At 55.3% G+C, this 22,561-nt stretch carries 20 protein-coding genes; 12 read left to right on the top strand and 8 right to left on the bottom strand.

Going from position 1 to position 22,561, the window contains the following annotated elements:
* Positions 1-8: 8 nt before the first annotated feature.
* Positions 9-779 (top strand): ABC transporter ATP-binding protein, encoded by a 771-nt coding sequence (locus ACJY2G_RS04305; RefSeq protein ID WP_430319650.1) that lies wholly within the window; start codon positions 9-11, stop codon positions 777-779.
* 29 nt (positions 780-808) lie between these two features.
* On the opposite strand, the gene ACJY2G_RS04300 is transcribed toward ACJY2G_RS04305, so the two are convergent.
* On the bottom strand, positions 809-2,260 hold the full coding sequence (locus tag ACJY2G_RS04300; RefSeq protein WP_430319458.1) for an amidohydrolase family protein: 1,452 nt from the start codon (positions 2,258-2,260) through the stop codon (positions 809-811).
* A 240-nt stretch (positions 2,261-2,500) separates the two neighbouring features.
* On the opposite strand from ACJY2G_RS04300, the gene ACJY2G_RS04295 reads away from it, so the two are divergent.
* On the top strand, positions 2,501-3,385 hold the full coding sequence (locus ACJY2G_RS04295) for a GNAT family N-acetyltransferase (protein WP_430319459.1): 885 nt from the start codon (positions 2,501-2,503) through the stop codon (positions 3,383-3,385).
* 20 nt (positions 3,386-3,405) lie between these two features.
* Here ACJY2G_RS04295 and ACJY2G_RS04290 read toward each other — a convergent pair whose 3' ends face one another.
* The 7 genes from ACJY2G_RS04290 to ACJY2G_RS04260 form a co-directional block, all read right to left on the bottom strand.
* Positions 3,406-4,755 (bottom strand): glycoside hydrolase family 10 protein, encoded by a 1,350-nt coding sequence (locus ACJY2G_RS04290; RefSeq protein WP_430319460.1) that lies wholly within the window; start codon positions 4,753-4,755, stop codon positions 3,406-3,408.
* 89 nt (positions 4,756-4,844) lie between these two features.
* Complete coding sequence (locus ACJY2G_RS04285; protein WP_430319461.1) at positions 4,845-5,786, bottom strand: DMT family transporter; 942 nt, start codon at positions 5,784-5,786, stop codon at positions 4,845-4,847.
* 78 nt (positions 5,787-5,864) lie between these two features.
* Positions 5,865-7,655, bottom strand: coding sequence for an ABC transporter permease subunit (locus tag ACJY2G_RS04280; RefSeq protein WP_439291370.1), 1,791 nt, complete (start codon positions 7,653-7,655; stop codon positions 5,865-5,867).
* Positions 7,655-9,163 carry an ABC transporter substrate-binding protein gene (locus tag ACJY2G_RS04275; protein WP_439291368.1) on the bottom strand — a complete coding sequence of 503 codons (1,509 nt, stop codon included), beginning with the start codon at positions 9,161-9,163 and terminating at the stop codon, positions 7,655-7,657. Before ACJY2G_RS04275 ends, ACJY2G_RS04280 begins: the two co-directional genes overlap by 1 nt.
* A gap of 13 nt (positions 9,164-9,176) precedes the next feature.
* Positions 9,177-10,415: an MFS transporter gene (locus ACJY2G_RS04270; RefSeq protein ID WP_439291367.1), complete on the bottom strand. Its 1,239-nt coding sequence runs from the start codon at positions 10,413-10,415 to the stop codon at positions 9,177-9,179.
* Positions 10,416-10,419: 4 nt separating this feature from the next.
* Entirely contained in the window at positions 10,420-11,235 is an 816-nt protein-coding gene (locus ACJY2G_RS04265) for an ABC transporter ATP-binding protein (RefSeq protein WP_439291365.1), read from the bottom strand.
* Positions 11,235-12,050 carry an ATP-binding cassette domain-containing protein gene (locus tag ACJY2G_RS04260; RefSeq protein ID WP_439291363.1) on the bottom strand — a complete coding sequence of 272 codons (816 nt, stop codon included), beginning with the start codon at positions 12,048-12,050 and terminating at the stop codon, positions 11,235-11,237. The genes ACJY2G_RS04265 and ACJY2G_RS04260 overlap by 1 nt, the downstream gene beginning before the upstream one ends.
* Positions 12,051-12,314: 264 nt before the next feature.
* On the opposite strand from ACJY2G_RS04260, the gene pduL reads away from it, so the two are divergent.
* From pduL to grpM, 10 genes are all read left to right on the top strand, one after another.
* On the top strand, positions 12,315-14,051 hold the full coding sequence (gene pduL, locus ACJY2G_RS04255; RefSeq protein ID WP_439291361.1) for a phosphate propanoyltransferase: 1,737 nt from the start codon (positions 12,315-12,317) through the stop codon (positions 14,049-14,051).
* Positions 14,048-14,734 (top strand): flavoprotein, encoded by a 687-nt coding sequence (locus tag ACJY2G_RS04250; RefSeq protein WP_439291360.1) that lies wholly within the window; start codon positions 14,048-14,050, stop codon positions 14,732-14,734. The genes pduL and ACJY2G_RS04250 overlap by 4 nt, the downstream gene beginning before the upstream one ends.
* Before the next feature lie 12 nt (positions 14,735-14,746).
* A complete protein-coding gene (gene grpN, locus ACJY2G_RS04245; RefSeq protein WP_112289088.1) occupies positions 14,747-15,013 on the top strand; it encodes a microcompartment shell vertex protein GrpN in 267 nt (88 codons plus the stop codon).
* Positions 15,014-15,022: 9 nt separating this feature from the next.
* Positions 15,023-15,514, top strand: a complete 492-nt coding sequence (locus ACJY2G_RS04240) for a GlcG/HbpS family heme-binding protein (protein WP_439291359.1) — start codon at positions 15,023-15,025, stop codon at positions 15,512-15,514.
* Positions 15,515-15,525: 11 nt separating this feature from the next.
* Positions 15,526-16,734, top strand: coding sequence for a propionate kinase (gene tdcD, locus ACJY2G_RS04235; RefSeq protein WP_430319469.1), 1,209 nt, complete (start codon positions 15,526-15,528; stop codon positions 16,732-16,734).
* Positions 16,735-16,939: 205 nt separating this feature from the next.
* On the top strand, positions 16,940-17,221 hold the full coding sequence (gene grpH / locus ACJY2G_RS04230; RefSeq protein ID WP_095925478.1) for a propanediol utilization system shell hexameric protein GrpH: 282 nt from the start codon (positions 16,940-16,942) through the stop codon (positions 17,219-17,221).
* Positions 17,222-17,270: 49 nt separating this feature from the next.
* On the top strand, positions 17,271-18,056 hold the full coding sequence (pduB, locus tag ACJY2G_RS04225) for a propanediol utilization microcompartment protein PduB (RefSeq protein WP_112289091.1): 786 nt from the start codon (positions 17,271-17,273) through the stop codon (positions 18,054-18,056).
* Positions 18,057-18,098: 42 nt separating this feature from the next.
* Positions 18,099-19,622: an aldehyde dehydrogenase family protein gene (locus ACJY2G_RS04220; protein WP_439291357.1), complete on the top strand. Its 1,524-nt coding sequence runs from the start codon at positions 18,099-18,101 to the stop codon at positions 19,620-19,622.
* A gap of 9 nt (positions 19,623-19,631) precedes the next feature.
* On the top strand, positions 19,632-19,937 hold the full coding sequence (locus ACJY2G_RS04215) for a BMC domain-containing protein (protein ID WP_112289093.1): 306 nt from the start codon (positions 19,632-19,634) through the stop codon (positions 19,935-19,937).
* A gap of 62 nt (positions 19,938-19,999) precedes the next feature.
* The gene (gene grpM / locus ACJY2G_RS04210; protein ID WP_439291355.1) at positions 20,000-22,546 is read left to right on the top strand and encodes a glycyl radical diol dehydratase GrpM; all 2,547 of its coding nucleotides are present in this window, start codon (positions 20,000-20,002) and stop codon (positions 22,544-22,546) included.
* The last annotated feature ends 15 nt before the right edge of the window (positions 22,547-22,561 follow it).

The following is a 22,561-nucleotide window of genomic DNA, read 5'->3' as shown; positions in this document are numbered from 1 at the left end:
CTAAAACCATGATTGATGTGCGCAACCTGAACCTGACGTTTGGCGAAGGCGCGAAAACCACGCAGGTGCTGACGGATGTGAATATCGCCGTGCGTGAAGGCGAGATTTTCGGGCTGGTGGGCGAATCCGGTTCCGGTAAAACCACGGTGCTGAAATGTCTGGCGGGGTTGTTTACTCACTGGAAGGGCGAGCTGAAAATCGATGGCCAGCAGCTTGAGCACCGCATCGGACGCGACCGCTGTCGTCTGGTGCAGATGGTGTTTCAGGATCCTTACGGCTCCTTGCATCCGCGCCATACTATCGGCGACATTCTGGAAGAACCGCTGCAAATTCACCGTATCGACCAGCGTGATCAGCGCATTAATACCATTCTGGAGAAAGTCGGCCTGAACCGTGCGTTCCGCAGCCGTTATCCGCATCAGCTTTCCGGCGGCCAGCGCCAGCGCGTGGCAATTGCGCGGGCGCTGATCCTCAAACCGCGCGTGTTACTTCTCGACGAACCGACTTCTGCGCTGGATGTGTCGGTACAGGCAGAAATCCTCAATTTGCTGTTCGATCTTCAAAAAGAGGAAGGCCTGACTTATCTGATGGTCACCCACGATTTGGGTGTGATCGCCCATCTCTGCCAGCGCGTCGCGGTGATGAAATACGGCAAAATCCTTGAAACACTGGAAACCGATGCCCTGCTGCGCGGCGATATCACGGACGATTACACCCGCGTGCTGGTCGACGCCAGCCGTGACTACAGCCGTGAAATGGCGGCGAAAGTGATGCTGTAGGATGGGGACTGGCAGTATTTCCCCGTCTGTTACAGCGTATTTTTCATAACATTTCCGTCTTTCACAATAACGCGGAACGCTTCTTCCGGCCGGGCGATAAGCTCAATATCTGTCAGCGGATCGCCGTCTACGACGATCATGTCTGCCAGCGCACCCGCTTCAATAACGCCCAACTTACCGGGGTACGGATTGCGGGGGCCGGAGAGGGCGCATAGCTCGGCGTTCACGCTGGTGGCCATTTTCAGGATCTCCACCGGGGTGTACCAGCGCACCAGTTTGGCTAACTGCGCGCCCTGACGGGTGGCGAGATGAGCGTCAAAAAGAGTGTCCGTGCCCCAGGCGGTTTTGATGTTGTATTTTTTGGCAAGCTGGTAAGCCGTATCAGTCCCCGCAGACATTACAAGCTGTTTGGCGCGCGATGCAGGCGTCGCCATCGGCACCGCATCTTCATCATCGAGGAAAGGCTGCAGACACCACCATATATGCTGTTGCGCCATCAACTGCACCGTGTCTTCATCCACCAACTGGCCGTGTTCAATGCACTTCACGCCACCTTTGATTGCCATCGACACCGCCCGCGCCGTGTAGGCGTGCACGGTCACATATGTTCCCCAGTTTTCCGCTGCGGTCACCGCCGCCTGGATTTCTGGTACGGAACCTTCGGTGACATCGATGCCGTCATACATTGAGGCGACGCCACCGCCCGCCATGAACTTAACCTGCGATGCGCCGCGCATCAGTTGCTCCCGGGCACGCAACAGAACCTGATCAGCTCCATCAGCGATCGCCGTGATCCCGATCCGTTCGATATAACTCAGGTTGTCGCCAGGTGCGCGCGGTACTTCATGCAGCAGCCGGAAATCGCCATGTCCGCCGGTTTGCGAAATAAATGCACCCGATGGATAGATACGTGGCCCCGGCGTTATCTGTTCGTCAATCGCCCGTTTCAGGCCAAAGACCGGGCCGCCCATATCGCGTACAGTGGTAAAACCACGCAATACCGTCGCCTGCGCCTCAGCAATCGCCAGCGCCTGAATATAGTTAAAATCAGCCGTCATAGCGGTCATCATTGACGGACGCGCCATGATCGCATGCCAGTGGGCATCAATCAGCCCCGGCATCAGAACACCGCCTGCACCATCAATTATCGTGGCATTCTGAGGTAATGGTGTGCCCGCCGTTTCGATGGCCTTAATCACATTGCCTTCAATAATGACCTGCAAACCTTCGCGCAGCTCGTCAGAAACACCATCGAAAATTCGCACATTTATGAACGCTTTCAGGTGCGCAGATGTCGCCGTTGTGGCCTCACGGAGGGATTTTTCGCCCGGTAGAGCCGCGGAAACTGTTGCAGCGGTGATGGGCGGTGCTTTTGCGGCTTCCCGGCTCAGGACTGTGTTGATTCGTACAAAGGCGGGGCTGTGGCACAGACAAGCTTCAGAATGTTCGTGAGTCGGATAATTCAGAGGTGTTTGTCGCATAAAGCAGTGTTCCTCAGCAGTCAGTCAGGCTTATGCATTCAGAATGCTAATTATTTTTAATAAAGAAGCAGATAACTTCATTCTAAGGTTAAAAGCTTACCGCGTAAATTTTTAAGGTTATCTCTCTTCGCTATAAAAGTAGTCTGGAACGCCAATATAAAGCGGCTTTCAAACTAGCGTCTTGACAGAATAATGGAGATCCTTTAATTTCATTGATACTATCAACAATCAGGGTTAATCATGTCGGCCATTCACACGATCCGTACCGAGCTCCGCTATCTTGTCAGGGAGCTCGGGCTGCTGGATAAGAACTGTTTTCGCTCGGGTTTATCCCTGACACAGGCGCATCTGCTGACCTATCTGTCGAAGAATGGCGTGACGTCTTTTGCCGAATTATGTCTGCAGCTGAGTATGGACAAGGCGTCCCTGAGCCGGACGCTGAACGTGCTGGCCGGGAAAAATTATGTTGAACCGGTGGCGGGTGTCAAAGACAAACGGCAGAAAAGTTTTCAGCTGACGGCGGCGGGTGCGCGGAGTTTAGCGACGGCGGATGATGCGGCGGATAATGAATTATCATTTATCGATAATGCAATGGCGTTACAGGATGCGCAGGAAATAATAAACGGGTTACGTGCGCTGAGAATTAACACCTTCCGGCGTAACGCTGCACGTCATCCGCAAAGAATACAAATTGAAATTATGCGCAGTAATTACCTGCCGGAAGTGACAAAACTATTAACTGAGACCTTTGCGCAGGAGCAGAATATTCCGGCGGAATTGATTTCATTACCGCCGCAGTTGAAAAGTCAGTGCTGGATAGTCCGCTCGGGGGAATATGTTCTGGGCACCGTTTCCTGCTGGTATGAAAATAATCACTGGCACTGGGGACGGTTTGCGGTGAATCCGTGCTATCGCGGAATGGGGATCGGTAAACAACTGGCGCGTGTTTCATTGCAGGAGATGCTGGAGCAAACGGATAAAGTGCTGCTGGATGCGCGGGATTCCACGGTGAAAATCATCAGTGATCTGGGCGGTGTAATCACCGGCCCGACCACCGATTTTTACGGTATGCCGATTACACCGATGCGCCTTAAAAAAGAAGATTTTCAAAACGCGACCGCCTGACCGGTCGCGTTCCTGTTGCCTCAGCCTGCGTTGCCCCATCTGCGTTTCAGGTAGCTGACGGCTTCCTGCGTCTGCGGCTGGTTGAGGTAGTTTTCCCTGAACAGAATCGTGCCCTGAATTTGCGGGTTGGATTCATTCATATCGAGCTGTTTTTTCAGCTCAGGCACGCCGCCGCTAATCATCCAGTCGGGTTCACTCTTCGAAGGTTCACCCACTTTATACAGCGCGACACCAATGTAGAGGCGCGTATGGGTGGGTTTCACCACTTCCGCCCACCACTGCGCCAGCACATCATAACGGGCGGCTTTGCGGGCAAAAGGCCAGTAAAGTTGCGGCGCGATGTAATCAAGCAAACCCTGCTGCACCCAGAGACGGGTATCGGCATACGCCTCATCATAGGCCGCCGCGCCTGAAGTGCGGGAACCTGCCGGATCGTGCGATACATTCCGCCAAACGCCTGCCGGACTGACGCCAAATTCCACGCCGGGTTTCAGCTGTTTAATGGTGCGTGAAACCTGCTCAATTAGCAGCTGGGTATTATGGCGTCGCCAGTCGGCTTTCGAGGCAAATCCGTGTCCGTAGCGCCGGAACGTCAGATTATCGTCAAGCGTCGAACCCGGCGCTTCAGTATAGAAATAGTCATCAAACTGCACGCCATCCACCGGATAACGCGACACCACTTCGGCCACGATGCTGGTTATCCAGTCGCGCGCTTCGGGAATACCGGGGTCGAGCACAAAGCGGTCGCTGGCGGTGCGGATCCAGTCGCGGTGCAGGACAAATACGCTGGCAGGATGCAGTGGCAGCGTGTTGTTCAGCTCAGCCACGGTAGAAGGTTTGGTGTTGACCGACACGCGGTAAGGGTTAAACCAGGCGTGGACCTTCATTCCGCGCTTATGCGCTTCATCGAGCATAAACTGCAACGGATCATAGCCCGGATCCTGGCCGATTTTGCCGGTCAGCGTATCCGACCACGGCAGGATTTTAGAGGCCCACAGCGACGTGCCATCCGGTTTCACCTGGAAGAATACGGTGTTTATTCCGAGACTTTGCAGCTTGTCGAGTTTGTCAGTCAGAGCCTTTTTCTGCTGGCTGATGCGCGCAGCCGGACTGCTTTCTGTCACCGAGGATACCGGCGGCCAGTCGAGACGGGAAACCGTCGCCAGCCATACACCGCGCACCGGTTCATGCGACTGCGCAGATTTACCCGGCAGTGGCTGTTTGGACACCGGTGGCAGCGGCGTGACCAGTGATTTCGGCGGCTGCGAAGAGCAACTGGCCAGTAACAGCGCCAGCCCCATCAGGGTCGCTGATGTTTTGACGATCTTGATCGCTGAAATGTCTTGTGATCGGGCGATGATAAACTCCATTTTTCTTGTAATCGCGGGGACAGGCAGCAGATTAGCTGCTTCGTGTCGCGTGCTTAATGATCAGGATTAATTTTCACTGTAATCAGGCATTAACGCAATTTCCCCAAACGCCTTTTTGCTATCCACTGGCGCAACATTCCTTCGGCGCTCACGGTCAGGATCCCCAGCATGATAAGCAGCGCACCGGCTATAAAGTTGATTTTCAGCGGTTCATGCAGAAAAACCACGCCCGCAATAATGCCGAAAACCGGCGTCATAAACGAGAGGATCCCCAGACGCGAAGCCTGATAACGGCGCATCAGGCTGAACCACGCCAGATAACTGCCGAACGTCACGATCAAGGTCTGAAATACCATGCTGCTGACAGAAACCGGCGTCAGGCGAAACTGCGTCTGACCGGTCAGTAACGCCGTGGCACCGAGCAAAACGAACGCACCAGCCAGCTGATAAAACAGCGTCATGGTGGCGCTGCCGGAAGATAACGCGCTGCGACGCACCACGATAGTGGTCATGCCCCAAAAGGCACCGGCCAGCAGGCCGAAGAAATCGCCGAGCAGCATATTGCTGGCCTGCGGTGCCGTAGAATTATTGCCGCCAAACAGGAAAGCGACAACTACGCCGAGAAAGGTGATGCCGACGCCGGACCATTGTAGGCGGCTCAGGCGTTCTTCCGGCACCAGAAAATGCAGACCGAGCGCAGCGAAAATCGGTGCGGTATACAGGAAAACCGCCATGTGAGCGGCAGTCGTGAACCGCAGCCCTTCAGCGACAAACATAAATTCAACGGAGAACAGCAAACCGACCAGCAATCCGGGGCGCAGCGTCTGTGCGCTGAACGGAATTTTTCGCTGGCGGATGAGCATCAGGACCATCACCGCCAGCCCCGCCATGCCCGAGCGCAGCGCCACCTGCAACAACGGCGTGATATCCGCTGCGGCGCTTTTGATCGCCACCTGCTGCACACCCCAGATAATACAAAGCCCAACCATCACGCTGCTGGCAAATCCGTCCAGCGGTTTACGCGAGTCCATTTTCTGTCTTCCTGTTCTGTCTTCTTGTCATAAATCAGTCCAACAGATTAGCGCGAAACTATAAATTCAGATAATGGTTCAGCGAGCACGGGCCGGATTTTTCCAGCGTACATTGCTCAGGGTTACGGCCATCACTGACAGTAACGCCAGCGCGCCTGCCGGGGCGAAAACCGTCCAGCCCGCACGCTCGATATAAGGCATGCCTTCGGCCAGCACGCGTCCCCATTCAGGCACCGGCGGCGGTGCGCCAAGCCCGAGAAAACCCAGAGACGCCAGCGCCAGCGCGATGCCGGGTAAACGCAGTAATGCGTGGCGCAGAAGCGGACCGGCAAGGGCGGGAAACACATAAAACACATGACGACGAATAGCCCCGACGCCGGAAAGGGGCAGCATCTGCATATAAGGACGCGCGCGGATTTCCGCCACCCGCGCGGCGGTGTGAGCTGCCAGCGGCGCCCAGCTGACGGCGGTGACGGCAATGATGGCGCCTCCTGCCGTCGGGCCGTTAAGGGCAGCGACCACTAATCCGGCGATCACCGGCGGTAGCGCATTGGCGACTTCAACAGGGCCGGTCATTGCGCGGGGAAACGCACCGGCAATCGCCCCGGCGACCAGACAAATCAGCGAAACAATCAGCGCCTGAAAACAGGTATTGAGTGTGCCGTGCGCCACACGGGCGAGAAGGTCGCGCCCCATAGCGTCCGCGCCAAAAGGCAGGGCGAAAGACGGCGGCTGTAACCGTAAATAGTCCGATGCCAGCGGGTCGCGTGGCAAACCGGCGCAGACCATTACAACAAGAATCAACAGGCAGAACAGCGGGATCCACGGCCGCGATTTTTGCGTGTGGTCAGAAGATGCCGGAACCGGCACCGCGTTCAGCCTGACGGCGCGCCCCAGGAGTAAGATCCTCACGCCGCCGGTTAACATGCCAAAAAAAGACGCCAGTAACAGCAGGATCAGAATTCCGGTCTGTAAGGCCGGTAAATCCCCCGCAGCCGCCGCGCCCAGCGTGGCGCGCCCCAGACCCGGAATGGCGAACACCTTTTCAACCGCCACTGCGCCGCCGGTCAGGGAAACCAGCACCAGCCCGGTCAGTGGCATTACCCCGGGCAGCGTCCGGCAGACAACGGCCAGCGCGGTGTGACGGCGTTTAATACCCAGCACGCTCCAGGTCGTCAGCCAGTTTTCTTTAAAGGTTTCGCAGAGCGCATCAGAGTAAATTCGTCCGAGATACCCGCCCGCCGGAATACCCAGCGCCAGCGAAGGCAGCACTGCGTAATGCCAGCCTTGCCAGCCATAAGGCGGAAAAAGAGAAAGCCAGACCGCACCGATGATCAGCAAAACTGACGCCAGTAAAAACTCCGGCAGGGCGGTGAAAAGCGCGGCGGTAAAACCCGCCGGGCGGGGCATTCTGCCCTGTAATCCGCGCAACATTGTGCCGGCGCACAACAACAGCGCGAGAGTAAAGGCCACGCCCGCGGAGGATGCCATCAGCGTTATTGAAACGCCGGTTGCCTGCAACATACCGGGCAGAACCGGCAATCCCGAAACCCAGGACACACCGGCGTCGCCGTGCAGCAACAAACCGCTCAACCAGTGCGTCAGCGCGAACCAGGGGCCGTTATCCAGCCCGACCGACTGGCGGATTGCCGACAGAGTTTCTGCCGTGGCTTCCTGCTCGCCGGAACGCGCGCGCAGTAATGACAGCGCCGGATCACCGCCGGACAGCCACGGCAGCAGACCGGTCAGCACCACTATCGCCGCCAGGGTCAGCAGGCGTGAAATCAGTGGCATCAGTGCTCCGGCGGACTGGCTCATGCGCAGACGGCTGACACCCGCGCAGGTGCGGCAATACAGAGATTCACTCATCAGCCAGCCTGACTCACACGCTGTGTAGCAGCGTTGATTAGCGTGCGTTCACGCGGGTCGCGCACGGCGTCACGAATATCAGCCGCTTCGCCCTGAATCACTCGTTCATGCAGTATCGGAATGGCGGCATCAGTTGAGAGGATCAGGTTTTCAGCCCGCATAATGGCCTCACGGCGCGCATTGCCTGCCGGAATGGCAGCGGCTTTTTGCAACGCCTGGTCGATTTCAGGGCGACAAAGTTGCGCGATGTTAAACGAACCTTTGCAGGCGAAATCGCTGTACATGTAGGCCACCGGATCGCCGGAATCAAGTACTGTCGCACGCGATAAAATAAACGCATCGAACTTACCTGCCAGCGCATCAGATTCGATTTGTGAATACTCGCGAACCACCTGATTGACGGTAAAACCGGCCGCCGTCAGCTGCTGCGCCAGATACACCGCCACTTCCGGCAGTTCGGCGCGGTCACTGAATGTCGCTAATGTGATGGTTTCACCGGCAGGTTTAGCAGCAGTAACAGGATCGCTCACCGGCTGGCGCAATTCTGCCGCCCACGGCAGCGCCGGGCCGAGCAAACCCTGCGCCACGTCGGCACGTTTTTCGTAGACGTTATCCACCAGTTGCTGACGGTTAATCGCGTGGCGCACGGCGGCACGCAATGCCGCATCCTGCATCACGCCGGATTTCGTGTTGAGATACAGCGTGTTGGTGCGCGGCATGGGCACTTCGTGGATTAAACGCTGGTCGAGCAACGGTGCCTGTGAAACCGGAATAGCTTCCACAATATCCGCTGAACCGGTACGTAACGCTGCTCCCCGCGCGGTACCATCCGGCACAAAACTGACGTCGATGCCGCTGGCTTTAGCCTGTTCCCCCCAATAACCGGCGAAGCGCTCGAGTCTGGCGCTGCTGGTGCCGTTGACCTGCACCAGTTCAAAGGGGCCGGAACCGGTATGACGCGGGTTAACCGTGCCATCCGCGCTGTAGGCTTTTTTTGAAAGGATGGCCAGCTGCGGGCTGGAAAGTCGCTGTGGCAACAACGGATCGGGTTGCGCGGTGGTGACGACAACGGCCAGCTGACCGTCCGCTTCAGCGGTCAGTTGCACGCCATCCAGAATGCGTGGTTTTGGCGCAGCTTGTGCGGCGACGGTCAGCGCATTTACCACCGTGGCGGCATCAAGCGCGCTGCCATCATGGAATTCTACCTCCGGGCGTAACTCAAACCGCCAGCGGTTATCGCCGGTTTGTTGCCATTTTGTCGCCAGCGCCGGTTGCGCTTCGCCCATTTTATCCAGCACCACCAGCGTTTCTGCTGTGCTCCAGCGCGAGAGTTTAAACGCATCGTCGCTGAGCGGCGTCAGGCCGGAACGTGGCGGTTGTAACATCGCCAGCCGCAGGCGCTGATCGACACTTTGTTGGGGAGTTTTATCGGCTTCATTGAAGCAACCGGTCAGTAATAGCGCAGCAGAAAGCAGCCCGGCCAGCGGGCTTACACGTAACAGAGACATCAAAAAATCCTTGTCAGATTGCGGGAGGAGGCAGGCGGCGGCAGATTCGCCACATCGCCAGCGCACTTAAAAAGGGAACCGCCGCCAGCGCCAGCCACGGAATGACCGCAGCGGGTGATGGAATTAGCGCGTTATCAAGCAGGCCGCCGAGCAGGAAATTGCCCGTCAGCACCGCAATGCCGCCCATCGACGAGAGCGCACCATAATGTGCGCCGAGATTATGTTGCCCGGCAAAGCGAGGAATGAGATCCATCCCGACCGGCACAATCAACATCTGGCCGACAGTCAGCAGGGTGATCAGCAATACAGATGGCAGCAGCCGCAGCCAGCCTTGTGGCGGGATCGTCCAGGCGAACAGCGCGACAGCGACAAACGCGGCAGAGAGCAATCCGAAGCCCGCAGGTAAAATCCGTGCGGCACCCATCCGGCGGGCAAAACGCGCCAGCGGCATTTGCAGTACGATCACCAGAACCGAAGCCAGGACGAACAGTGGCCCGAGATCTTGCTCACTGCCGCCAGAACGGCGCAGTTCAACCGGCAGTGCAAGATAGAGCTGGTTGTAGCTGAACAGGTACGCGCTATAGGCGATGATAAAAGCCACAAAACGCGGCTGACGGAACGTCTCCCACCACGGCACAATTTTCAGTTCTGTGGCGCGTTTTGGCGTGGCGGGCAGGGTGAAAAACAGCACCAGCAGCGCAATCAGAAACAGTCCGGAACCGGCCAGCGCTACCGGCTGAAAACCGTATCCGGAAAGCAGGGAACCGAGCAGCGGCCCAAGCACTGCACCCAGTTCGGCACATACTGCTGACAGAGCAAACCATTCGGCGCGGCTGCGTTTTCCGGCTTTTTCGCTGTGGGTTCCGGCCTGCGCCAGCAGGGCTTCAATGGAAGGGGAAAACAGCGCACCACCGACACCGGTCAGGCAGGCACCGAGGATCACGGGTGCCAGCGTGTCGGAAAGTCCGAGCAGCAAGAAACCGGCGATGCGCACCACGCAACCGAGCAGAATAATGAGACGTGCGCCGTAGCGATCTGATAACGCGCCGCCGACTAAAAACATCCCTTGTTGTGAGAACGTCCGCAGACCCAGCACCAGCCCGATCGCCCAGCCGGAAAGCAGTAAATCATCTCGAAGAAAAATCGCCAGAAATGGCACGACAGCATAAAAGCCAATATTAAACACCAGACTGCTGGCAAGCAGCAGCGGCGGTTTGGGCGCAGAAGGGCGCGCAATAAAACGGGTCAGCATCCGGTTATCCGTTAACGATCAAAGGTAAATGAGGTATGGCGTTGAGTAACTGCCGCGTATGAGTATGGTCCGGCGAACGCAAAACGTCCTGCGTGGCGCGGTCTTCTACAATCTCACCGCCGTGCATCACCAGCAGACGGTCGCATAAACCGGCGACCATCGAAATATCATGTGTCACCATCAGCAGGCCCATGCCATTTTGCTGCGTCACCTGTTGCAGCAGCTGTTTGACCTGCGCACGCAGCGGCAGATCCAGCCCGCTGACCGGCTCATCAGCCACCAGAAATTGCGGGCGGATCGCCAGCGCACGGGCAATCGCCACACGCTGCGCCTGTCCGCCGGAAAGCTCGCCTGCCGTCCGGGAGTTGAGAGTGTCGCTGAGACTCACCTGCGCCATCACATCGCTGACCCGCAAACGAATATCGCCTTCAAAACCCAGACGTTTCAGCGGTTCGGCAATAATCTGACCGATCGTCTGCGCAGGTGGCAATGAGCCTGCAGGATCCTGCGGAATATACTGCACGCACCGCCGGTATTCCCGCAAAGAACGTGCTGAGCCCGGGCGGATTTCTGTACCCGCGCAATACACTTTTCCGCTGTCGGGTGCTTCGAGCGCCAGAAGAATTTTCAGCAGGGAAGACTTACCGCAGCCGGAGGCACCCACCAGTCCGAGAGTTTCGTGGCGGCTTACGCGTAGCGACAAATGCTCAAACAGCGTCTTGTGCTGTCTGCGCCAGAAGGCACGTGGTAGCGCATGATGACGGCTGACGTTATGCAGATGCAAAAAGGGTTCGGTGACCAGATGCAGTGGGATTTCCATCAGACTGCAACCCCGCAAAGTGACGCAGCATTCTGATGCAGCATGGCGGCCTGTCTGGCGGCGTGAACCAGTTGTCTGGAATACGGATGTTGCGGGCGGCTGAGCAACTGCGACATCACGGCAGATTCCACCAGAACACCGTTTTCCATCACCAGTGCGCGCTCGCATAATTGCGCGGCGACGGCGATATCGTGGGTGATAAACAGCAGCGCACGTGAAGGGCGGGCAAAACAGGCTGTACGCATGGCCTGCAAAACCTGATGCTGGGTTAACACATCCAGCGCGGTCGTCGGCTCGTCCGCCACCAGCAACGCTGCGCGAGATTGCATCGCCAGCGCAAGGCACAAACGCTGGCGCTGACCACCGGAAAGTTCAGCCGGATAACGTGAAGAGAGTCGCGCAATATCGCCCAACCCCACGGCGTCCAGCATGGCGTGAATCTCATCCGCGCTCGCAGCGGGCAGGGCGAGGCGCAGCTGTTTTCCAAGTGTCATCAGCGGGTTGAGTGCAGCGGAAGAATCCTGAAAAACCGTGGCGACACGGCTATACGCGCAACGTGATACCGGCGGTTTGCCGCAAACTTCTGCGCCATTCACCCGGATACTACCACTGAGATCCGCGCCTGCGGGCGCTGTGCCAGTGATCGCCCTGGCGGTCAGAGATTTGCCTGAGCCGGAAGCGCCGAGCAGACAAACGCGCTCGCCTGCGTTGATGCTGAAGGTCAAACCGGAAATACGGTTTTCACCGGCGAGCCGCAGTGTCAGTCCTTCAACCACCAGAACCGGCTCATTGTTTTGTGTTTTGTCTAGCGTCATCCCTGAACCCGTCCACTCAGGCGTTTTGTGATATGTGATAACATAACAAATTGTGTCAATTTGATGCAAAAGGTTTTGTGTTTTTTTCTCTGTCATCTTCTTGCGTCCTGCATTTTTTTGCCCGTTGCAAAAACAACAGGGCAAAAAAGTCCTCCACCTGCACAACCCTGAGCAACAGCCTTTCAGAAGCAGAATGTTAGGTTAAATGCATCTTTTTTCGGCCGCCTTCCGTAAGCCGGCATCCTGAGTAAAGGTGTTGAAATAATGGCGAGTTATTTTTTCTCCAGCCCGCGCGTGTACTTTGGCGACGGCGCCCTCATGGCATTAAACAGCCTGATTAATATGAAAGTGGCGATTGTCACCGATGAATTTATGGTGACGTCAGGTAAGGTCGCGTATCTGACGGAACAGATGCCGCAGGCCACGATATCGGTGTATGGCAAGGTCAGGCCAGATCCGTGCACGGAAATTTTGCAGGAAGGCGCAGCACAGTTTAAAGCCTTCCGGCCACAGGTGATTATTGCACTGGGCGGCGGGTCTTCGCTGGATGCTGCCAAAGGCATCAAAGTGACGCTGGAAGACTACTATCAGCAGACCGATTCTCAGCAATATGACATCGAACTGATCGCCATTCCGACGACCAGCGGTTCCGGTTCGGAAGTGACGTCCTATGCGATTATTTCTGACCCGCAGAATGGCCGCAAATACCCGCTGGTTTCGCAGGCACTGGTGCCGGATACCGCCATTCTTGATCCGCAACTGGTGCTGAGTGTACCGCGACATATCGCAGTTGATACCGGAATGGACGTGCTGACTCATGCCATCGAAGCACTGGTTTCAGCCGGCGCTAATGATTTCAGTGATGCGCTGGCCGAAAAAGCCATCGCCCTGACGTGGCAGCATTTGCCGCAGATTTATGAGGATGATAAAGACGTCGCGGCGCGGACTCATATGCATAACGCTTCCTGTATGGCGGGCATGGCGTTTAACTCGGCCGGCCTTGGGCTGGTGCATGGCATGGCACACGCCATCGGCGGGATGTTGCATATTCCTCATGGTAAAATTAATGCCATGTTGTTGCCTTTAGTCACCGAATTTAACGCCGCGCATGCCTCGCCTGAAACGACCCGCCGTTACTGTCTGTGCGCCAAAATTATGGGTATCGCAACTGCTGATCCACAAGACATGATTTCACAACTGGTGGAGTGCCTCCGACAGCTAAACCGGCAATTTGGTATCCCCTGCAGCTTAAAAGAACTCGGTACGGATCTGGCCGCATATGAAACGATGCGCCCCTTGCTGACACAGGCCGTGCTGGCCGATAGTTGCACCGCTTCCAATCCCTATACACCTTGTGCGCAGAGTATTGACCTGCTGCTTTCCTGCATCGCTGAAACCGGCGAATACCGCGCACCGAAGTTTGCTGTGCCAGTCGGTATTTCTAACCGCCACGTGCATTTGTGCCGTGAAGATATGGATGTGTTGTTCGGATATGGCTCGACGCTGACGCGCCTGAAAGCGGTTAAACAACCCGGTCAGTTTGCTGCGGAAGAGACCGTTACCTTGCGTACGCCCAAGGGTGATATTGCCAATGTGCGGGTACTCGGGCCGCTGCGCAGCGTCACGCAGATTGAAATTTCAGTGGCCGACAGTTTTGCGCTGGGCGTCAAAGCGCCGGTGAGAATGTCAGGTGATCTGGAAAATTCGCCAGGTATCGAGCTGGTCGGGCCGAAAGGACAAGTCAGCAAACCGCACGGGACCATTGTGGCCTGGAGACATATACATATCTCCCCGCAGGAAGCAGAACGCCACGGTTTGCGCGATGGCATGGAAATCGATTTGCAGGCACAGGGCCAGCGGGCGGGCATTCTGAGCCATGTGCTGGTGCGGGTCAGTGCGGATGCAGTGCTGGAATTGCATATCGATGTGGAAGAAGCCAACGGCCTGGGGCTGCGCAACGGCGACCTGCTGTTTCGGACCGGCAAGGTGACGCACCCATGAATACGCCGGAGCTTCAGCGTTTGTCACGGCTGATTGATAAGTCGATTGCCGAGCTGCTGGTGCGCAAACGTGCGGCATGCAATGCCGGACGCAAAACCGTGCGCGTGGTGATCACCGGCAGCGATCTGAATACCTTGCCACAGACTCTGAAAAGCCTGCGGGCGCTTGAATCTGCCGGTTATGATCTCCGGGTGATGTTTTCACACAGCGCCGGACAATCCGGCCTGAAATCTGCGTTACTCTCTGAAATTCAATCGGTTAGCGGTGCCGATGAGTTTTCAACGCTGACCGACGACAGCCTGTATTTGCCGGCGCTTTCCACCAACAGCCTGAGCAAAATTGCGCTGGGGTTACGCGATAACCTCGCGACTACGCAGGTTTTTCACGCGCTCAGCTTAAATACGCCGGTGATTGTCACACTCAATTCCGAACTGCTGCATCTCAGTGACAGTGCGTTTACGCCGCCGCTGCAGACCCGGCTGAATGATTATGTTGATTCGCTCAGGCAATACGGCATTGCGATAAAAGGCCTTGAAGACACTGCCTGCCAAAAGCGACTGATCACACTCAATGATATCCGTCTTCATCACACCAGCGGCTTGCTGCACATTGGCCGTAACACGCTGATTACGCCCGCTGCGCAAGATGAAATTCGCCGACAGAACATCACCGTGATCCGGTGAACCGGAGGAATTATGTATCTGGCAAAAGTGACCGGCGCGCTGGTCTCGACCACCAAACACGTCTCGTTAAACGGGGCCAAATTACTGATGGTTGCGCGGCTGGATGAGCATTATCAGCCCACCGGCAGCGCCCAGGTGGCGGTGGATTTCGTCGGGGCAGGCAATGGCGAAATCGTCATTATCTCCACCGGCAGTTCGGCGCGCATGAGCAACAGCAAAGAGCATTCTGTGATTGATGCAGCCGTGGTTGGCATCGTCGATCCGCAAGATCTGTCTTAAGGAAACGCTATGTCTGAACAACTCGATGGCTGGATCAGCGCGGCGATTACCCTCCAGGGAACGGGTTCGCAGTGCACGTTTAGCCTGGATGACGGCGCCTTGCTGGCGCGGTTTGCCGCTGAAGAAGCGCTGAGTATTGGCGTGCCGATGGTGTTCAGCCTGGCGGATGCCAGCGGCCATCAGCGCTATTTCTTCAGCATGGAGAATGCATTGCTGATCAGCCACCAGCTTGCGCCGGAAAAAGCCCGCACCGCCGTGGCGCTCAAAATGCCCACTCACGAACTTGCTGCGTTGATCCAACCGGGCGCAGCGCTTTACAGCCTGCAACATCAAAACGGCATTTGCTGCATTGGTGGCGGACTACCGTGCTGGTCGAAGGGGATTTTACTTGGCGGGATTGGCATCAGCGGCGGCACGGTTGAACAAGATCTGACTGTCGCGCGCAACACGCTCACACGCTTCAGTGTCGCCCGCTTCGTACTCACAACAGGAAATGATTAACAGGGGTCAACATGTCCTTCGGTTCACTGGTTTTAGTTATTAACTGCGGGTCATCCTCGCTGAAATTTTCGCTGATCCCGTCTGATTCAGGCGCGCCGGTGTTGTCGGGTCTGGCTGAAAGACTGGGGCTGGATAACGCCAGCATGACGCTGAAAAACAGTCACGGACAGAAGACCACGGTGGCGCTGAGCGAAGCCAGCCACGTTTGCGCGCTGAAAGTGTTGTTCAGGGAACTGGCAGAACGCCAGTGGTTGCCTGCGGTAAAGGCTATCGGACATCGTGTCGCCCATGGCGGTAATGAATTCAAACAATCGGTTCGCCTCACGCCGGAGGTCATCGAAAAAATTCGTGCGCTGTCGGCGCTGGCGCCTCTGCATAACCCGGCGAATCTGACCGGCATCGAAGCGGCCATCGCACTGCTGCCTCAGGTGCCACAGGTCGCGGTGTTTGATACCGCGTTTCATCAGACACTGCCTGCGGCGGCCTACACCTACGCCATTCCGCTGGAATATCAGCAACGCTATCAGGTCCGCCGTTACGGATTTCATGGCACCTCGCATCGTTATATTGCGGGCGAAGCGCTGACAATGCTGGATCTCGACCCGGCCGATCATGGCATTCTGATTGCCCATCTTGGTAACGGTTCTTCGGTATGTGCTGTGCAAAACGGGCGCAGCGTGGATACCTCAATGGGCATGACGCCGCTGGAAGGGCTGGTGATGGGGACACGCTGTGGCGATCTGGATTTTGGTGCTGCGGCGCATATTGCGACCTGTACCGGTCAGAGTATCGATGCGTTGTACAAAATGGTGAATAACCAGTCAGGATTACTGGGATTATCCGGGTTATCCAGTGATTGCCGCACCTTACTGGAAGCGCGCGGGCAGGGTGATGCCCGGGCAACGCTGGCAATAGATGTGATGGTTCACCGGCTGGCGCGCCATCTGGGGGCGCATCTGACCTCACTGAAACGACTCGATGCGCTGATTTTTACGGGTGGCATTGGCGAAAATTCAGCGCTGGTCCGCGAACTGACGCTTGCGCGCCTTGGTGTGCTGGGGCTGAAACTGGACGTGCAGAAAAATCAGCACACCTGCGGCGGTCGCACGGGCGTTATCTCATTGCCTGGTTCCCCGCGCGTAGTCGTGATCCCGACTAATGAAGAAAAAATGATAGCGCTGGATGCGGTAGCGATTTGCGCCGAGCAGACGGTGAATTAATTAAAAAGAAAACAAAGAGATTTTATTGTCCCGTTGCCGGATGAAATAACAAGAAAGTCCGGCTGGCGGGCAAAACATTTTGTCGTGCAGTCCTTATTATCATTGTGCGTGAATAGTTTACCTGCAGGGTATAAGTGCGCGGATTTTTGGCCGACGTTAATAACCCTGCATTAATTAATTTCCCAACTCAATATCAGAGGTCGTTATGCAACAAGAAGCGTTAGGTATGGTTGAAACAAAAGGTCTGGTTTCTGCAATTGAAGCCGCAGATACCATGGTTAAATCCGCCAATGTCACTCTGGTTGGTTATGAAAAAATCGGCTCAGGGCTGGTTACTGTCATGGTGCGCGGCGACGTTGGTGCAGTGAAAGCGGCGACGGATGCCGGTTCTGCTGCGGCGCTCAAAGTTGGCGAGCTGGTATCTGTACATGTTATTCCTCGCCCGCATATTGAAGTTGAAAAAATTCTTCCAAAAGCCGTCGGCTAATAAAGGTCGGTTAACAGTTGTCGGTTAATAACCCCAGAGGATACTGACCATGAGAGATAATCTTGTTGAGCAGATTATATCTGAAGTAGTGAATAAACAGACCAGCGACAATGCCAGGGATAAAAAAGCCGCCAGTATTGCTGGTTGCGGGTTAACGGAATTTGTCGGTACCGCGCTCGGACATACTATTGGTCTGGTTATTGCCAATGTCGATCATCAGTTGCATGACGTCATGAATATCGACAAGAAATATCGCTCTATTGGTATTCTTGGGGCGCGAACCGGTGCGGGTCCGCATATATTTGCGGCAGATGAAGCAGTGAAAGCCACCAACAGCGAAATATTATCGGTGGAACTGGCGCGTGATACTGAAGGCGGCGGCGGGCACGGATGTTTAATTATTTTTGGTGCTACTGATGTGTCCGATGTCCGCCGTGCTATTGAAGTGGCGCTGTCAGAGATTGAACGCACGATGGGCGATGTTTACGGCTCTCCGGCCGGTCATCTTGAATTCCAGTACACAGCACGTGCCAGTTTTGCGCTGAATAAAGCTTTCGGTGCGCCGGTCGGTAAAGCCTTCGGTATGACTTGTGCGTCACCTGCGGCCATCGGCGTGGTCATTGCCGATGTGGCGGCCAAATCGGCAGTGATCGAGCCGGTGGGTTACGCCAGTCCGTCGAAAGGTACCAGTTTTAGCAACGAAGTCATTTTCACCTTTGCCGGTGATTCTGGTGCAGTGCGACAGGCCGTAATTGCAGCACGTGAAGTCGGGCTGCAACTGCTTGCCACGCTGGATCCGACGCCTATCAGCTCTACCACCAAGCCCTATATTTAAGGGTTAACCTGGCGAAGCGACGTGAAGTAAGGAATTAACAGCATGAATGATATTGAAATTGCTCAGGCGGTCTCCAACGTGCTGAGCAGGTTTACCAAAACAACGTCAGATACTGCGCCTGAGGTAGTGTCTGAAATCGCTCAGGCAACGGGCGGTGACACGCTCGACGCCATTGTTGCCAGAGCGCTGGCGCAGGCACCTTCTAAAGCTCCTGCAACGGCGGTGCAGTCACCGGCATGTGAGGCAGGTAACGGTGCGTTTGCTTCCATGGATGAAGCGATTGCCGCGGCAGTGCTGGCGCAGGTTCAGTATCGCCACTGTTCAATGCAGGATCGGGCGACGTTTGTTCAGGGCATCCGCGATGTATTCCTGCAGGACGCCGTTTTGCAGGGTATTTCCCGCATGGCGGTAGAAGAAACCGGCATGGGCAATTACGCCGACAAGCTGACCAAAAACCGCGTGGCGGCACAGAAAACCCCCGGGCTGGAAGATCTCGTTACCGGCGCGCTGAGTGGTGACAGCGGCCTGACCCTGACGGAGTTTTCTGCTTACGGGGTTATCGGTTCGATCACGCCGACCACCAATCCGACAGAAACCATCATCAACAACAGTATCGGTATGCTGGCGGCAGGCAATTCCGTGGTATTCAGCCCGCATCCGCGCTCCCGCAACGTTTCTTTATACTGTGTTGAACTGATTAACCAGAAACTCGCCGCCCTGGGCGCGCCGGCCAATCTGGTGGTGACGGTAACACAGCCTTCCATAGACAACACCCGCTCGCTGATCAACGACCCTCGCATCAATATGCTGGTGGCGACCGGCGGTCCGGCGATTGTGAAAACGGTAATGTCATCCGGTAAAAAAGCGATTGGCGCCGGTGCAGGCAATCCGCCCGCAGTAGTGGATGAAACCGCCGATATTGAAAAGGCGGCCCGCGACATCATTCGCGGATGTAGCTTCGATAATAATTTGCCGTGCGTGGCTGAAAAAGAAGTGATTGTGGTCAATCAGGTAGCGGATTATCTGATCCATTGCATGAAAAAAAGCGGTGGCTATTTACTGTGTGACAAACAACTTATCCGCCAGCTGGAATCTCTGGTGCTGAACGAAAAAGGCTCCGGTCCTGACACCGCTTTTGTTGGCAAAGATGCTCGCTATATTCTGCAACAACTGGGCGTCAGTGCGCCGGAAGACACTAAAGTGATTCTGATTGAAACCGAGAAAAATCATCCGTTTGTGTTGCATGAACTGATGATGCCGGTGCTGCCGGTGGTGCGGGTCGATAATGTGGATGAAGCCATTGAATTGGCGGTGCAGGTCGAACATGGCAACCGCCATACCGCCATCATGCATTCAACCAACGTCGAAAAGCTGACCAAAATGGCCCGGCAGATCCAGACCACGATTTTCGTCAAAAACGGGCCTTCTTATGCCGGGTTGGGTGTCGGCGGCGAAGGGCATGCCACCTTTACCATTGCCGGACCTACCGGAGAAGGGCTGACGTCAGCGCGTTCATTTGCCAGAACCCGTCGCTGCGTGATGGTCGAGGCCCTTAACGTCAGATAAGGGGCGTCGATGAAAAAACGCATTATTAATGCCCCGACCCCGGACATCGTGGCGATGATAAAACGCAGAATGCCCGGGGAATTTCGTTCAAGGCTTGATCTTATCCGTATCGATGCGATTGGCATGATTATGTTGCCGGTGCCGGACCTGTATTTTTACGCAGATGCTGCCAGTAAAAGCGCCAACGTTGTGGTCTCGGAAATATTTGGTAGTTGTCCACAACATATTACGACGCTTGCTATTTTTGGCGAAGTCGCCGCGGTAAATGAAGCCATGCGAATAATAGAAGACGATAACAATAATAGCGCTTTCTGATTATCCGCTAATAAAAACTATTACTGCCGCAAGGTTAAATCACTCATTTCGGGAGTTACACTATGTTAGAGAAAGGTTTTTCTAATCCGACCGAACGTGTTGTCAGACTCAAAAATATGATCCTGCATGCGAAACCTTATGTTGAATCGGAACGTGCAGTATTAGCGACGCAGGCGTATAAAGAAAATGAACAACTGCCCGCTATTATGCGCCGGGCACGCGTAGTCGAAAAAATATTTAATGAGCTGCCGGTAACTATTCGTCCTGACGAACTGATTGTTGGCGCGGTGACGATTAATCCTCGCTCCACTGAAATCTGTCCTGAATTCTCTTACGACTGGGTAGAAAAAGAGTTTAATACCATGGAACACCGGGTCGCCGACCCGTTTATTATCCCGAAAAAAACGGCTGATGATTTGCATGAGGCATTTAAATACTGGCCGGGAAAAACCACCAGTTCACTGGCGGCATCTTATATGTCAGAAGGCACCAAAGAAAGTATGGCCAGCGGCGTATTTACCGTCGGCAACTATTTCTATGGTGGTGTCGGCCATGTCAGTGTGGATTACGGCAAAATACTGAAAATCGGCTTCCGAGGTATTATTAACCTCGTGACCCGTCAGCTGGAAGCTCTGGACCGTTCGGAACCGGGATATATTAAAAAAGAACAATTCTACAATGCCGTGATTATCAGCTATCAGGCGGCAATCAATTTTGCGCATCGCTATGCGCTGGAAGCGACACGTCTTGCGCAGCTGGAAAGTAATCCAACGCGTAAGCGCGAACTGGAACAAATTGCCCAAAACTGTACGCGGGTGCCGGAAAACGGTGCCAGCAATTTCTGGGAAGCCTGTCAGACCTTCTGGTTCCTGCAAAGCATGTTGCAGATAGAATCCAGCGGTCACTCCATTTCCCCGGGGCGTTTCGATCAGTACATGTACCCGTATCTCGCCGCTGATACTTCCATCTCGAAAGAATTCGCGCAGGAGTTAGTGGATTGCTGCTGGATAAAGCTTAACGACATCAACAAAACCCGCGATGAAATTTCCGCACAGGCATTTGCCGGTTACGCCGTGTTCCAGAACTTGTGCGTCGGTGGTCAGACTGAAGATGGCCGCGATGCCACAAACCCCCTGACTTACATGTGCATGGAAGCCACTGCACATGTGCGCCTGCCACAGCCGTCTTTCTCCATTCGCGTCTGGCAGGGTACGCCGGACGAATTCCTCTACCGCGCATGTGAACTGGTGCGCATGGGGCTGGGCGTTCCGGCAATGTATAACGATGAAGTGATCATTCCGGCGCTGCAAAACCGTGGCGTTTCTCTGCACGATGCCCGTGACTATTGCATTATCGGTTGCGTCGAACCGCAGGCACCTCACCGTACCGAAGGCTGGCATGATGCGGCATTCTTCAACGTGGCGAAGGTGCTGGAAATCACACTGAACAATGGCCGTGTGGGCAGTAAACAATTAGGACCAGTGACCGGCGAAATGACCGGATATGCCAGCATTGATGACTTCTTCACTGCCTTCAAAAAACAGATGGCACACTTCGTTCATCAGCTGGTCGAGGCCTGTAACAGTGTCGATATCGCTCACGGCGAGCGCTGCCCGTTACCGTTCCTTTCCGCGCTGGTGGATGATTGCATTGGTCGTGGTAAATCATTACAGGATGGCGGAGCAATCTACAACTTTACCGGCCCGCAGGCCTTTGGTATCGCTGACACCGGGGATTCTGTTTACGCCATCCAGAAGCAAGTTTTTGAAGACCGCAAACTGTCAATGACTGAGCTGAAAAGCGCGCTGGACGCTAATTTCGGTCATGCCATCGGCAGCGCTCCTCATGAAGCAGGCGGTAAGTCATCCCTCGGCGAGCAGGAAATTCATGAGATGGTGAAACGTATCATCAATCAGCATGGTTCTCTCGATCCGGCGGCGATTAAAAATGAAGTTTACCGTCAGCTTGCCAGCACTACTTCTGCGGCTCCGGCTGGCAATAACCCGCGCTTTGAAGAGATTCGCCACATTCTGGAAAACTCACCGTGCTTTGGTAACGACATCGACGAAGTGGATTTGGTGGCGCGCAACTGTGCGCTGATTTACTGCCAGGAAGTCGAAAAATACACCAACCCGCGTGGTGGCCAGTTCCAGGCTGGGATCTATCCGGTTTCCGCTAACGTTTTGTTCGGCAAAGATGTGGCTGCACTGCCTGACGGACGCATGGCGAAAGAACCTTTGGCCGACGGCGTATCACCGCGTCAGGGCAAGGATACACAGGGGCCAACGGCAGCGGCTAACTCAGTGGCTAAACTCGATCATTTCATTGCCTCCAATGGCACGTTGTACAACCAGAAATTCCTGCCGTCTGCTCTGGCCGGTGAACAGGGGCTACGTCATTTCAGCGGACTGGTGCGTAACTACTTTGATAAGAAAGGTATGCATGTCCAGTTCAACGTCATTGACCGTAACACTCTGATAGAAGCGCAGAACAATCCACAACAACATCAGGATCTTGTTGTGCGGGTCGCCGGATACAGTGCGCAGTTTGTGGTGCTGGCGAAAGAGGTGCAGGACGACATTATCAGCCGTACAGAACAGCAATTCTGATCAGCTACCTTCACG

This window comes from Rahnella sp. ATs2, from assembly GCF_051851855.1.
Classification (GTDB): domain Bacteria; phylum Pseudomonadota; class Gammaproteobacteria; order Enterobacterales; family Enterobacteriaceae; genus Rahnella; species Rahnella variigena.
The sequence above is the reverse complement of the archived record's forward strand: the minus strand, read 5'-3'. Positions and strand labels throughout refer to the sequence as shown.

Coding starts and splice junctions, on each gene's coding strand:
- tdcD (WP_430319469.1), top strand. CDS start 15,526: ATGTCCTTCGGTTCACTGGTTTTAGTTATTAACTGCGGGTCATCCTCG.
- ACJY2G_RS04305 (WP_430319650.1), top strand. CDS start 9: ATGATTGATGTGCGCAACCTGAACCTGACGTTTGGCGAAGGCGCGAAA.
- grpH (WP_095925478.1), top strand. CDS start 16,940: ATGCAACAAGAAGCGTTAGGTATGGTTGAAACAAAAGGTCTGGTTTCT.
- ACJY2G_RS04265 (WP_439291365.1), bottom strand. CDS start 11,235: ATGGAAATCCCACTGCATCTGGTCACCGAACCCTTTTTGCATCTGCAT.
- grpM (WP_439291355.1), top strand. CDS start 20,000: ATGTTAGAGAAAGGTTTTTCTAATCCGACCGAACGTGTTGTCAGACTC.
- ACJY2G_RS04275 (WP_439291368.1), bottom strand. CDS start 9,163: ATGTCTCTGTTACGTGTAAGCCCGCTGGCCGGGCTGCTTTCTGCTGCG.
- ACJY2G_RS04260 (WP_439291363.1), bottom strand. CDS start 12,050: ATGACGCTAGACAAAACACAAAACAATGAGCCGGTTCTGGTGGTTGAA.
- ACJY2G_RS04280 (WP_439291370.1), bottom strand. CDS start 7,655: ATGAGTGAATCTCTGTATTGCCGCACCTGCGCGGGTGTCAGCCGTCTG.
- ACJY2G_RS04290 (WP_430319460.1), bottom strand. CDS start 4,755: ATGGAGTTTATCATCGCCCGATCACAAGACATTTCAGCGATCAAGATC.
- ACJY2G_RS04270 (WP_439291367.1), bottom strand. CDS start 10,415: ATGCTGACCCGTTTTATTGCGCGCCCTTCTGCGCCCAAACCGCCGCTG.
- ACJY2G_RS04220 (WP_439291357.1), top strand. CDS start 18,099: ATGAATGATATTGAAATTGCTCAGGCGGTCTCCAACGTGCTGAGCAGG.
- ACJY2G_RS04285 (WP_430319461.1), bottom strand. CDS start 5,786: ATGGACTCGCGTAAACCGCTGGACGGATTTGCCAGCAGCGTGATGGTT.
- ACJY2G_RS04250 (WP_439291360.1), top strand. CDS start 14,048: ATGAATACGCCGGAGCTTCAGCGTTTGTCACGGCTGATTGATAAGTCG.
- ACJY2G_RS04240 (WP_439291359.1), top strand. CDS start 15,023: ATGTCTGAACAACTCGATGGCTGGATCAGCGCGGCGATTACCCTCCAG.
- pduB (WP_112289091.1), top strand. CDS start 17,271: ATGAGAGATAATCTTGTTGAGCAGATTATATCTGAAGTAGTGAATAAA.
- ACJY2G_RS04300 (WP_430319458.1), bottom strand. CDS start 2,260: ATGCGACAAACACCTCTGAATTATCCGACTCACGAACATTCTGAAGCT.
- ACJY2G_RS04295 (WP_430319459.1), top strand. CDS start 2,501: ATGTCGGCCATTCACACGATCCGTACCGAGCTCCGCTATCTTGTCAGG.
- pduL (WP_439291361.1), top strand. CDS start 12,315: ATGGCGAGTTATTTTTTCTCCAGCCCGCGCGTGTACTTTGGCGACGGC.
- ACJY2G_RS04215 (WP_112289093.1), top strand. CDS start 19,632: ATGAAAAAACGCATTATTAATGCCCCGACCCCGGACATCGTGGCGATG.
- grpN (WP_112289088.1), top strand. CDS start 14,747: ATGTATCTGGCAAAAGTGACCGGCGCGCTGGTCTCGACCACCAAACAC.